The organism is Burkholderia sp. Se-20373 (assembly GCF_017104705.1).
Taxonomy (GTDB): domain Bacteria; phylum Pseudomonadota; class Gammaproteobacteria; order Burkholderiales; family Burkholderiaceae; genus Burkholderia.
Window position 1 is genome coordinate 22,869 of record NZ_JAAGPH010000082.1, and the last position, 12,552, is coordinate 35,420.

8 protein-coding genes are annotated in these 12,552 nt (G+C 65.0%); 3 read left to right on the plus strand and 5 right to left on the minus strand.

The genetic code is table 11. The annotated features are described in order from the left end of the window. Positions 1–200 precede the first annotated feature (200 nt). The 5 genes from G3N96_RS24175 to G3N96_RS24195 form a co-directional block, all read right to left on the minus strand. Positions 201–419 carry a hypothetical protein gene (locus tag G3N96_RS24175; RefSeq protein ID WP_206138739.1) on the minus strand — a complete coding sequence of 73 codons (219 nt, stop codon included), beginning with the start codon at positions 417–419 and terminating at the stop codon, positions 201–203. A 67-nt stretch (positions 420–486) separates the two neighbouring features. Next, positions 487–1,356, minus strand: coding sequence for a hypothetical protein (locus tag G3N96_RS24180; RefSeq protein ID WP_206138733.1), 870 nt, complete (start codon positions 1,354–1,356; stop codon positions 487–489). 1 nt (position 1,357) lies between these two features. Further along, positions 1,358–5,209 carry a type VI secretion system Vgr family protein gene (tssI, locus tag G3N96_RS24185; RefSeq protein WP_206138734.1) on the minus strand — a complete coding sequence of 1,284 codons (3,852 nt, stop codon included), beginning with the start codon at positions 5,207–5,209 and terminating at the stop codon, positions 1,358–1,360. Then, positions 5,210–5,479 (minus strand): PAAR domain-containing protein, encoded by a 270-nt coding sequence (locus G3N96_RS24190; protein ID WP_089475613.1) that lies wholly within the window; start codon positions 5,477–5,479, stop codon positions 5,210–5,212. 153 nt (positions 5,480–5,632) lie between these two features. Next, a complete protein-coding gene (locus G3N96_RS24195; protein ID WP_206138735.1) occupies positions 5,633–6,565 on the minus strand; it encodes a LysR family transcriptional regulator in 933 nt (310 codons plus the stop codon). 204 nt (positions 6,566–6,769) lie between these two features. Here G3N96_RS24195 and G3N96_RS24200 point away from each other — a divergent pair, with 204 nt between their 5' ends. The 3 genes from G3N96_RS24200 to G3N96_RS24210 form a co-directional block, all read left to right on the plus strand. Then, positions 6,770–7,543: a putative hydro-lyase gene (locus G3N96_RS24200; protein WP_206138736.1), complete on the plus strand. Its 774-nt coding sequence runs from the start codon at positions 6,770–6,772 to the stop codon at positions 7,541–7,543. Between the two features lie 91 nt (positions 7,544–7,634). Further along, positions 7,635–8,933, plus strand: a complete 1,299-nt coding sequence (locus tag G3N96_RS24205) for an MFS transporter (RefSeq protein WP_089497680.1) — start codon at positions 7,635–7,637, stop codon at positions 8,931–8,933. A 121-nt stretch (positions 8,934–9,054) separates the two neighbouring features. Then, positions 9,055–12,552 (plus strand): hydantoinase B/oxoprolinase family protein (locus G3N96_RS24210; RefSeq protein WP_206138737.1); only part of this gene is annotated, 3,498 nt, incomplete at its 3' end.

Sequence of the window (12,552 nt, forward strand, 5' to 3'; positions counted from 1 at the left end):
GCGAACGCGGCTGCCGGATGGCGGCGGCCGCGTTTAGTTGGTTGGGTTTGCCCGTCGCTGGGCGCGCGGGTTTGCCTCGTGCGCTCCAGGTCTGAAGAGGGACGGGGGCTAGGTACTTCTTCGTACCAGTGCAAATCGCCCGTCGGGCTTTCGCGTACCACCGGTATGGGCTTGCCAGTACGAACTCAATCGGATGGGTCTTACGATCGTTTCTGATATTCCTCGAACCACATCCACCGACCCGGCTCAAACAGGTTCGTGTACTGGTTTCGTTCTGCTTGCTCCCGAGGGGTGAGCTTGCGGACATCGGGAAATTTCTGACCTTTCCTGATCGCATGAGGGGTTACGCACGAAAGCACGATCAGGGCGGTCCCAATAGGCTTGCACCACTTCCGCACACGCATAAGCATCTTCTTCATGTAACTGGCTCCGATATCCTCTTCGAAACTCACCATCTTTTTGCTTATGGGCTTTCGTCTTTCCGGGTCACGCTTGATTAAATTCCGGGTCGTGCATCCACCATACCGGATGATCGTGCGGCTCTCGCAGCCACATCCAGCGGCCCGGCACGTGCTCGGTAGGCCGCCGTTGTTCGCGTTCCTCCCAAGGCATCAACGTGCGGACCGTGGGGAATGCTCGCCCCTTGTAGACCACCAATGAGTGGCTGGAAACCGTGGAGAATCCCTCCCACAACCCGGTCTCGGGACACAGCATGCCAGTGCACAGGTTCATTTCGCCGTATTTCTGACGTTTCGCCTGCCGCTCTTCAAGGCGACGTTGCCTGCGTTCCTCGGGCGTCAAGATTTTGTATGTGCGGCGTATCTCGACTATCCACAGTCGCTGCGGAAATGATCCATCCACCGGATTGATGTAACCAAGATCGACATCGATTGGAAATTTGCTCCCGGGGACGTCTTTTGAGCGATAGCGAAAGGACTGCAAATTGGGAGCATCGGGGGTGCGCCCCCTCATTTCATTTCCATACTCGCGATTCCCTCGAGAGTCAATCCAATAGTCCTCTAATTGGAGAAGCGATTTGATTTCCGTGTCAGGCAGATTGGCAACCCTTGCGTCAACGACAATTCTTACCCCAGCCGGAACAATTTTCACCTTATCGCGATCCTCACTGTAGTCCTCCGGATCGTCGCCTGTGGAAAATTCAATCTTCGTCCCGCGCAGCGCACGATTTTTGTATTTATAAAGAAACCCTTTTGCGGGAGGATGCGTCCACGTTGTGTAGTTTGTCCCAAAGATAATATTCTTCGGATCGTATGGCGCATCATCGCGCAGGATCGACATTGCTGTTTTAAGGATGGCGCGCAGCGCGACGCGCTGCTCTTCGTCGGTCGTCTGCATTTCAAATCCCTCCCCTAACGGTGTTAAGTGAAGCATCGTATCCTCCTGTGCATGTACCGGGGTTACGCACGAAAGCACGACCAGGGCGGTCCCAATAGGCTTGCACCACCTCTGCACACGCATAAGCATCTTCTTCATGTAACTGGCTCCGGTATCCCTCTTCGAATTCCACCATCTTGGCCGCCGTTTCTGGCGACACTCTCAACAGCTTGCACACCTCGGCCTGTGCAATTGGCACATCGGGCTTCACATAGGATCCGCCTGTCTGATTTTGCATGTGCGAAATCATCCAGTAATAATGGAAAATCAACATGCGATGAAGTCCGGCAGCAACCCGTCCATCATCGGGAATTTTTGCCTTCTCTGAGACCGCAAAAATCTCATTTGGAGAGTTGGCCTTATATACTTTCATAGACTGAGAGAAGATTACATAGTCGCTCGGATGTTGTTGAAGCAAGGCCATCATCCAGAATGTTTGCTGGCAATGTCGTGCCTCGTGATAAAGCAAATCCGCGAATGCATTCAGGCTTCCATCCAAGGAGGTCGCATTATTGGATGCAACAATTTTCTCGACTTCTCTCTCCTGGATAGCTATTACCCAGTATCTGGCAACAAATGACGCGCTGACATCCGGACGCATGTTGTATTTGGCAAAACCGTCCATTGCATTAACAATATCGATCTTGGGAGTCGCCCCATTTGACTTCATCGGGTCCCCTGAAGAACCACTTGGCAATCCAAACGGCCCAGCCGCAAGGGCGGTATTCAATACATTGCCAACCGCAAGCGCGATGCTTTCCTTTGCCTCATCCGATATCTCGCCGCTCAACGTATCGAACCTGCCCCACTCGATCCCGTTGAGTGCCTTCTTGATCGCTACCGCATAGGCCTTCGCCACCGGATACTCGACATCCCGGCGCACCGGCATGTCTGGAGGTGCATCACCCTGTTTAGCCCCGTCGATGAAGTGATGGAAGCGCAACCCGAAGTTCAGCGGATCGCAGGTCGCGAACGCGGCCGGCTGACGCTCGGACGTCGCTCCCTGTTCCGGGGTGCTGACTTTCTTGCCCTTGATCGTCGTGTTGCGTTTGTCGGCGTTCGGCGCTTGCGCGGTGTAGGGCGTCGTGTTCTCGCGCCCGATGGCGGCCCGATTCACCGCAGTCACCTTGTCCGGATCGCTCGCCGCCAGCAGTTCCACCGTGCCGAACGCGATATCGTGGCTCGTCACGACTTCCGTTTCGCCCAGCTCGTTACTTACGCCCTCGATCACGCGTCCGTTGTCGAGCGTGACCCGGTACGGCTGGTTCGGCAGCGCAAATCCGCTGTCATGCTCCAACAGCACGAAGTGCGCCGCGTACTGCCCCGGATTGGCGGGTGTGACCGGCAGGCGCATGGGTCGCACCTGGCCTTCGTCTGTCTGATGACTGCCTGCATAGATCGTATGTTCGCCGGCCGTCCGCACGACGTAACCTTGATCGCTGATGCGAACCTCCGTACTGCCCGCGTGCAGCACGATTTCCTCTGCCGCGTGCAGGTGGATACTGTCGCCCGTGCTCGTGATCTGGATTGCCTTCCTGGCGGTCACGTCGACACCATCGGTCTGCGCTTCAATCCGCACTTTCCCCGCCGCGGCGACGAGCGCCATGCCGGCCTTGTGCACGAACAGCGAGAACGTATTCGACACGCTCGCGAACAGCGAACGCCCCACGGCAAGCCCGACATGGCGGCCGCTCGTTATGGCGACATCCTCGCCGCTCGCAATATGAGCGCTACGCTCAGCGGCCACACTGAATCCGGCTGGTCCGGCCAGTACGATGTCCGCCTCTGTCAATTCCGGGAAATCGTCCGGGCCGGCCGGCGTATTGCCTCGAATCGCGTCGTTGCGCGCATTGATCGCCTTGGCCACGTCGCTCTGATCCGCATCGGGTTGTTGTGCCTGATGCCGTTGCGCCAGGCCTGTGAGGCTTTCCTGCAACTCGCGCGCCCGAGTGAGTCGGCCGATGGCCTCCTTGGCGTCCTTCGCATGACCCGGGCCGCCCGGTTGGCCGTCCGTCGATACAAACAAACCCCTCAACGCCCGAACGACGCCCCAATCGTCGGTGCGAAGATCGAAGCCTTTGCCACGCGCATCGGCACGGCCCTTTTTTCGGGTAATGCGCCGAAGGTTGCCGAGGCTCAGCATCGACATGCCCGCGTCGCTGGCAAGCTGCGTCTGGATTTGTTCCCGCGTATCGTCGATCGCCAGATGACCGGATGCCGTGCCATGGAGCTCCCGGCCACGAATGACCGACACCGCGTGATTGTGCGGCTGCTCCAGTGCAGGCTGGCGGAACGCATTGACGGCGCTCCCGATGATCACCGGCAAATCCGGGTCGCCGTAGTAATGCGACACCGTCACCTCATGACCGATGCGCGGGATGAACGTCGCGCCCATGTCTATGCCTTGCCAAGGCGACAGCACACGCAGCCAGATGCCCGAATTCTCGTCGTGCTGGCCTTGCCGGTCCCACGCGAATTGCACCTTCACTCGCCCGTATTGGTCCGTCCAGATTTCCTGGCCGGCGGGGCCGACGACAATCGCTTTCTCGGGGCCGCCCATAATGGGCTTGCGTACGCTGCGCTCGAGCCGGAACAGCTCGCTCGTCGGCAGCAGTTCGAATTGCGCGTCGGCGCGATAGGTCTGCGCGCTGCCGGCTCGCCCTGCGACTTCCTCGATATCGAGCGTGCAGGTCACAACCACATACTCGCGATTCGCCGCCTGCTGCGGATGGCCGACGAGCGTAAACGTGTGGCCGACCGTGAGGCCGCGCAAACTCCCTTTACCGTTTGCCCGTCGCCCGGCACAGCGCTGCGCCTCAAGCCGCACACGCGCGAAGTGCCGCGCCTCCCACTCCGTATCGTTTGGCTTGCCCGTCAGTCCTTGCGCGCCGGCGAGCGGCTGACTGTAGTCTCCCCAGTCATAAATCTCGCCATCCGAGCTGGCCGTCGGACGAGGGTCTTCCACGGTAGTGCCCAGCCTCGCGCGTGGCCGCGTGTAGTCGTAATCCGTGACGCTCACGGACCCTGCCGTCAAGCGACTGGTCACGGACAGCGTATGAATGTGCTCCTCGTCGATGCGCTGACCGCCGGGTGGCAGATAGCGCAAGGTCTCGTAAGCCTCCCCGTGCGGTTGGTGTCCGCCCATCGTGTCGCACAGGACAAGACGGTGATGGCCGTCATCGTGTTCGAACCACCACCAGATTCCCCATTCCTCCCAGAGCCGTTGCAGGAACGCCCAGTCCGATTCGAAGGCCTGTCGCTGTACGTCGCGTTTCGGGTAGACGCCCCGAAAGGCGCCGAGGCGCTTATCGACGGGGTAGGGATATTTCGAGAGGACTGCGTCGGTGATTTCAACGACGGTCATATCCTGAAACAGGCGGCAATCCTGCGTGAGGGTCGCGCGATAGAGCCATGGCCGCAGTTCGAGTTCGTACAGGATCGCGTCACGATCCTGACCGGCAAGCCGTGCCACTTCGACCAATCCGGTGATCTCGCGCGTACCCGCCCCGATGTTGCCGCGCCCGGTGTTACCCGCCAGCCCCGGCATGAACCGACCTTTGCCTTCGAGCTGGATCGACACGGTGACTTCCGTGCCGACTATCTTGTCCAGATCGAGATCGGCCGTGCGGCTCGGCGAAACAGCATAGGCATCGTCGGTGCGCAGCGTGACGAGGTAGCGGCATTCGTCGAGGCGGCCGATGGTTTCGGTGCCTTGCAGGCGCACCGGGACGAACACCGGCAGCGCATCCACGCCATAGGTCGGCAACGACGCGCCCGCAAGTGACAGCGTGCGAGCCTGAGCAAAAAGCGCCATTTACGCTGCCCCTGTCGTCCGCTGACCAATGATGGTCGCACCGCACCCGGTCTTGTCGCCGTGATAGCCCACGCGCCGGCCGTGATGCGTGCGCCGGCCACTCGCCAGCAACGGAAAAACGCCACCGCATTTCGGACAATGGACGCCGTGGCCATCAAGCGCTACGCCAATTCCGAGATGTTTCAGGTCATGCGCGCATTCGACGACTTCGCCGCCGTGGTCGGTTGAGTCACCCAGGCGGACCATTTCGCGGCCTCGTGCATTCTTCATCATCGATCTCGTCTATCACGTGGAGCGAGATTGATAACGCGGAAATTCGACGCCGACTATGGGATGAATACGATTTTTCGGACTTTGACTTTCGTTAAAGAAAATGAGTTTTCTTTTTGTGCGCTACCGTTGAATGGCGGTACGCACACCGCCTCAAAGCGCCTCAACCAGCAGCCGCTTGCTCTTCTCGCAATACTCGTGACACGCCGCCCGCGCGGCAATCGACGCGCCATGCACGAACCGCGGCGCATCGGCCCGCCGCGACATCGACACGACGATCGACGGCGGCGACGGCTGCAGCGGCAGCTCGACGACTTCACCGCTTTCGATCAATGCATCGACGAACAGCACCGGAATCGCCGCCACGCCAAACCCGTCGCGTACGAGCTGCACGATCACCGAGATCGACGGCGACCCGGTGATGCGCGTGTCCGACAGCGGCACGCCGTGCGCATGCGCAAGCGTGCGGACGATATCCTCCAGCGCGCGATGCGGCGCCGTACCACGCCCGTAGGTGAGAATCGGCTGGCGCAGCACCTGCCTGGCCAGCCCCGTGCGCGTATTCGGCAGCAGCCCCGCGCGCGCGATCCAGCGCACCGGGTAGTTCGCGAGCGCATCGCACACGACCGACGCCTCGTCGCTGCCTTCCACGCGGATGATCAGGTCGAGCTCGCCGGCCATCAGCCGGCGCTGCAGCACGACGCTGACGTCGACGGTCAGGTCGATCTCGAGCTGCGGATAGTCGGCCGCCAGCCGCCGCATGTAGTGCGGCAGCCAGCTGTGCACGACGGTCTCGATCACGCCGAGCCGCAGCTTGCCGCGCAGCGCGCGCTCGCCGGATGCCGCGGCCTGCAGCTCCTGCGTCGCCTCGACCACGGCCTTCGCATAGCCGAGCAGGTATTCGCCGTTCGGCGTGAGCCGGAATTCGCGGCTGTCGCGGTCGACGAGTACCGTCTGCAGTTCGTCCTCGAGCGCTTTCACGCGCTGCGAGATCGCGGCCGGCGTCGCGTGCAGCGCGGCGGCCGTCGTGCGGAAGTTGCGCAGCTTCGCGAGCGTGACGAAGGTTTCGAGAAAACGCGTGTTCATGGCGGTCGGACGGAGGGTGAGCGCGCACTTTGCCGGTGAGGAAAAGTGAACGGAGCCGGGGAAAACCCCGAGATCCGTTAAGAAATTCTATACACGAAGCGCAAAAAAACTCGTTGGCGACAAAATTTTTTCTTTTCTACTCTTCGCTGTACCGATGACACGCCACCGTCATCCCGACGACACACCGATCTGCGACAGAACCTCATGACCCCTGCCGAATTCCGCCAGTCCGTGCGCCACGGCGCGTTCCGCGGCCCGACCGCCGGCCACTGCGGCCCGTACGCGCAAGCGAACCTCGCGATCCTGCCCGACGCGTTCGCGCACGATTTTCTGCGCTTCTGCCAGGCGAACCCGAAAGCCTGCCCGCTGCTGGGCGTCGGCGAACCGGGCGCGTTCCGGGTCGACGTGCTCGGCGAGGATCTCGACATCCGCACCGACGTGCCGAGCTACAACGTCTACCGCGACGGCCGGCTGACCGAACGCGTCGAATCGCTGGAGGCACTGTGGCGCGACGATTTCGTCGTGTTCGCGATCGGCTGCTCGTTCTCGTTCGAGGACATGCTGGCGCGCGAAGGCATCGGCCTGCGTCATGTGGAGGAGGGGCGCAACGTACCGATGTACCGCACGTCGATCCCGAACCGCCGCGCGGGGATCTTCGGCGGCCAGCTCGTCGTGTCGATGCGGCCGATGCGCGGCGCCGACGCGATTCGCGCGGTGCAGATCACGAGCCGGTTTCCGGGCGTGCACGGCGCGCCGATCCATCTCGGCGATCCGCGCGAGCTGGGCATCGCCGACCTGAACGCCCCCGAATTCGGCGACGCGGTGACGATCCGCGACGGCGAGCTGCCGGTGTTCTGGGCGTGCGGCGTGACGCCGCAAACCGCGCTGATGGACGCGAAGCTGCCGATCGCGATCGCGCATACGCCCGGCCACATGCTGATGACCGACATCACGAACGCGTCGCTGGCCGTATTCTGAGCCGGGGCGATGACCCGCACGACGCACCGGCACGACACCCCCCCGCACGCACGATCGCCATTCGACGGCGGATAACGACAGGAGCACCACCATGGAAAGCAAGACCCTCGCGGCGCACGCCGCAGAGCCCGCGAGCCCCGAGCGTAACGGCCTGTTCTCGTGGTACGGGGACGCGCAGCCGCGCGAGCGCCGCGCGTTCTGGAGCTGCAAGGTCGGCTACATGCTCGACGGGATGGACACGCAGATGCTGTCGTTCGTGATCCCGACGCTCGTCGCGACCTGGGGCATCTCGCTCGCCGACGCGGGCTTCATCGGCACGATCACGCTGCTCGCGTCGGCGGCCGGCGGCTGGATCGCCGGCATCCTGTCCGACCGGATCGGCCGCGTGCGCACGCTGCAGCTCACCGTGCTGTGGTTCGCCGTGTTCACCGCGCTGTGCGGGCTCGCGCAGAACTACCACCAGCTGCTCGCGGCGCGCGCGCTGATGGGCTTCGGCTTCGGCGGCGAATGGACGGCCGGCGCGGTGCTGATCGGCGAAGTGATCCGGGCGCGCGATCGCGGCAAGGCGGTCGGCCTCGTGCAGTCGGGCTGGGCGATCGGCTGGGGGCTGTGCGCGCTGCTGTATGCGCTGCTGTTCTCGGTGCTGCCGGCCGAGCAGGCATGGCGCGCGCTGTTCCTCGTCGGCCTCGCGCCGGCGCTGCTGGTCGTCGCGATCCGCCGCTACGTGAAGGAGCCGGACGTCTACGAGAAGGAGAAGGCCGCGCAGGCAAAAGTGGCCGATGCGCCGCGCCTCACCGAGATCTTCGCGCCGAAGCTGATCACGACGACGCTGCGCGCGGCGCTGCTGACGACGGGCGCGCAGGGTGGCTACTACGCGATCACGACGTGGCTGCCGACCTTCCTGAAGACCGAGCGGCACCTCACGGTGATGGGCACCGGCGGCTATCTCGCGATGATCATCTTCGGCTCGTGGGTCGGCTACCTGACGAGCGCGTACCTGACCGACCGCCTGGGCCGCAAGCCGAACTTCATCCTGTTCGCGGTGGGCTCGATGGTGATCGCGTTCGCGTACACGTCGCTGAACCTGACCAACGCGTCGATGCTGTGGCTCGGCTTCCCGCTCGGCTTCTTCGCATCGGGCATCTTCTCGGGGATGGGCGCGTTCCTCACCGAACTGTTCCCGACCCGTGTGCGCGGTTCCGGCCAGGGCTTCTGCTACAACGTGGGCCGCGCGATCGGTGCGCTGTTCCCGTTCCTGATCGGCGCGCTGTCCAAGCAATACGGGCTCGGCACGAGCATCGGCCTCTTCGCGGTGGCCGCGTACGGCGTGGTGATCGTCGCCGCGCTGACGCTGCCCGAGACCCGCGGCCGCGAACTCGACGCCGCGTAAGCGGCAAGGGCGGCCCGCCCGTCGTTTTTCTTCCCCTTTGACCGACCCCGTGACACGGTGCGCGACGCGCGCCGTGCGGCGGCGCTCGTCCCTCGACTCAACGACGCATCGACCCGACATCATGACTGACCGACACCTTTCCTCCGTTCCGTCCGACGCCGCACGCTGGCAATTCTGGATCGACCGCGGCGGCACCTTCACCGACATCGTCGCGCGCCGGCCCGACGGCACGCTCGTCACGCACAAGCTGCTGTCGGAGAACCCCGAGCAGTACCGCGACGCGGCCGTGGCCGGCATTCGCCACCTGCTCGGCCTCGCGGCCGGCGAGCCGATCACGCCCGAGCGCGTCGACATGGTGAAGATGGGCACGACGGTCGCGACCAACGCGCTGCTCGAACGCAAGGGCGAACGCACCGCGCTCGCGACGACGCGCGGCTTTCGCGACGTGCTGCGCATCGCGTACCAGAACCGGCCGCGTCTGTTCGATCTCGACATCGTGCTGCCGGATGCGCTGTACGAGACCGTCGTCGAGATCGACGAGCGTATCGGCGCGCACGGCGACGTCGTCGTGCCGTTCGATGCGCAGGGCGCCGAGGCGTCGCTGCGCCGCGTGTTCGACTCGGGCGTGCGCGCGCTCGCGATCGTGCTGATCCACGGCTATCGCTACACCGCGCACGAACGCGCGCTGGCGGATCTGGCGCGCCGCATCGGCTTCACGCAGGTGTCGGTGTCGCACGAGGTGTCGCCGCTGATGAAGATGGTGTCGCGCGGCGATACGACCGTCGTCGACGCGTACCTGTCGCCGATCCTGCGCCGCTACGTCGAGCAGGTCGCGCACGAGATGCCCGGTGTGAACCTGCAGTTCATGCAGAGCAGCGGCGGGCTGACGCGCGCCGACGCGTTCCAGGGCAAGGACGCGATCCTGTCGGGCCCTGCCGGCGGCATCGTCGGGATGGTGCGCGCCGCGCAGGCGGCCGGCTTCGAGCGCGTGATCGGCTTCGACATGGGCGGCACGTCGACCGACGTGTCGCACTATCACGGCGAATTCGAGCGCGTGTTCGAGACGCAGGTGGCCGGCGTGCGGATGCGCGCGCCGATGATGAGCATCCATACGGTGGCCGCGGGCGGCGGCTCGGTGCTCGGCTTCGACGGCGCACGGCTGCGTGTCGGGCCCGAATCGGCCGGCGCGAACCCGGGGCCGGCCGCCTATCGGCGCGGCGGCCCGCTGACGGTGACCGACTGCAACGTGATGCTCGGCAAGATCCAGCCCGACCATTTCCCGCGCGTGTTCGGCCCGCACGCGGACGAACCGCTCGACCGCGACGGCGTGGTCGCGAAGTTCGCCGCGCTCGCCGACGAGATCCACGCGGCGACCGGGCGGCGCGAGACGCCCGAGGCGCTCGCCGAAGGCTTCCTGGAAATCGCGATCGGCAGCATGGCGAACGCGATCAAGAAGATTTCCGTGCAGCGCGGCCACGACGTGTCGCGCTACGTGCTGACGACGTTCGGCGGCGCGGGCGGCCAGCACGCGTGCGGCGTCGCCGATGCGCTCGGCATGACGCAGGTGTTCGCGCATCCGCTGGCGGGCGTGCTGTCCGCCTACGGGATGGGCCTCGCCGACCAGACCGCGATGCGCGAGCGCGCGGTCGAGGCGGTGTTGTCCGACGATTCATTGCCGGCGCTGCATGCCGCGCTCGACCGGCTGGCCGACGAGGCCGTCGGCGCGCTGCTCGAACAGGGCGTGCCGCCGGAGCGGATCGCGACCGAGCGGCGCGTGCACCTGCGCTACCAGGGCACCGATTCGGCGCTCGACGTGCCGGCCGGCAGCGTCGCCGAGATGCAGCAGGCGTTCGAGGCCGCCTACCGGCAGCGCTACGCGTTCCTGATGCCCGGCACGCCGCTCGTCGCCGAGCTCGCGTCGGTCGAGGCGATCGGCCGCTCCGACGCGCCGGTGGAGATCGCCTCGCTCGCGCCGCGCCACACGGGCAACGGCGACGATGCCGCGCTGCGCGCCCACTCCACGGTGCGCTTCCATTCCGGCGGCCAATGGCACGACGCGGCGCTCTACGTGCGCGACACGCTGCGGGCCGGCGACGCGATCGACGGCCCGGCGATCGTCGCGGAGCAGAACGGCACGACCGTCGTCGAGCCCGGCTGGCGCGCGCAGATGACCGCGCAGGGCAACCTCGTGCTGACGCGCACGACGCCGCTGCCGACGCGCCGCTCGCTCGGCACCGACGCCGACCCGGTGCGGCTCGAGATCTTCAACAACCTGTTCATGTCGATCGCCGAGCAGATGGGGCTGCGGCTGCAGAACACCGCGTACTCGGTGAACATCAAGGAGCGGCTCGACTTCTCGTGCGCGATCTTCGACGGCGACGGCAACCTGATCGCGAACGCGCCGCACATGCCCGTGCACCTCGGCTCGATGGGCGAGAGCATCCGCACGGTGATCGAGCGCAACCGCGGCCGCATGCGCGACGGCGACGTGTTCATGCTGAACGACCCGTATCACGGCGGCACGCACCTGCCGGACGTGACGGTCATCACGCCGGTGTTCGCGGACGGCTCGGACGCGCCGCTGTTCTACGTCGGCTCGCGCGGCCACCACGCGGACATCGGCGGCACGACGCCGGGCTCGATGCCGCCCGATTCGACCCACATCGACGAGGAGGGCGTGCTGATCGACAACTGGCAGCTCGTGTCGGCCGGCACGCTGCGCGATGCGGACACCCGCGCGCTGCTCGCATCGGGCCGCTATCCGGCGCGCAACGTCGAGCAGAACATGGCCGACCTGCGCGCGCAGGTCGCGGCGAACCAGAAGGGCGTCGACGAGCTGCGCCGGATGGTCGCGCAGTTCGGCCGCGACGTCGTGCTCGCGTTCATGGGGCACGTGCAGGACAACGCGGAAGAAGCCGTGCGGCGCGTGATCGGCGCGCTGCAGGACGGCGCGTACCGCTACCCGCTCGACAACGGTGCGGAGATTCGCGTCGCGATCCGCGTCGACCGGGCGGCGCGGCGCGCGGAAATCGATTTCACGGGCACGTCCGCGCAGCTCGACAACAACTTCAACGCGCCGAAGGCCGTGTGCATGGCCGCCGTGCTGTACGTGTTCCGCACGCTGGTCGGCGACGACATCCCGCTGAACGCCGGCTGCCTGAAGCCGCTCACGGTGATCGTGCCCGCGCGCTCGATGCTGAACCCCGAGTATCCGGCGGCGGTCGTGTCGGGCAACGTCGAGACGTCGTCGGCCATCACCAACGCGCTGTACGGCGCGCTCGGCTGCGTCGCGTCGAGCCAGGGAACGATGAACAACTTCACATTCGGCAACGATCGCTACCAGTACTACGAGACGATTGCGGGCGGCAGCGGCGCCGGTGACGGGTTCGCGGGCGTCGGCGCGGTGCAGACGCACATGACGAACTCGCGGCTCACCGATCCGGAGGTGCTCGAATGGCGCTACCCGGTGCGGCTCGACTCGCACCGGATCCGCGCCGGGTCGGGCGGCGGCGGGCGCTGGCGCGGCGGCGACGGCGCGGTGCGGCGGATCCGCTTCCTGGAGCCGATGACCGCGTCGATCCTGTCGAACAACCGGATCCACGCGCCGTTCGGCGCGGCG

Coding starts and splice junctions, on each gene's coding strand:
- G3N96_RS24205 (WP_089497680.1), top strand. CDS start 7,635: ATGGAAAGCAAGACCCTCGCGGCGCACGCCGCAGAGCCCGCGAGCCCC.
- tssI (WP_206138734.1), bottom strand. CDS start 5,209: ATGGCGCTTTTTGCTCAGGCTCGCACGCTGTCACTTGCGGGCGCGTCG.
- G3N96_RS24180 (WP_206138733.1), bottom strand. CDS start 1,356: ATGCAGACGACCGACGAAGAGCAGCGCGTCGCGCTGCGCGCCATCCTT.
- G3N96_RS24190 (WP_089475613.1), bottom strand. CDS start 5,479: ATGAAGAATGCACGAGGCCGCGAAATGGTCCGCCTGGGTGACTCAACC.
- G3N96_RS24200 (WP_206138736.1), top strand. CDS start 6,770: ATGACCCCTGCCGAATTCCGCCAGTCCGTGCGCCACGGCGCGTTCCGC.
- G3N96_RS24195 (WP_206138735.1), bottom strand. CDS start 6,565: ATGAACACGCGTTTTCTCGAAACCTTCGTCACGCTCGCGAAGCTGCGC.
- G3N96_RS24175 (WP_206138739.1), bottom strand. CDS start 419: ATGAAGAAGATGCTTATGCGTGTGCGGAAGTGGTGCAAGCCTATTGGG.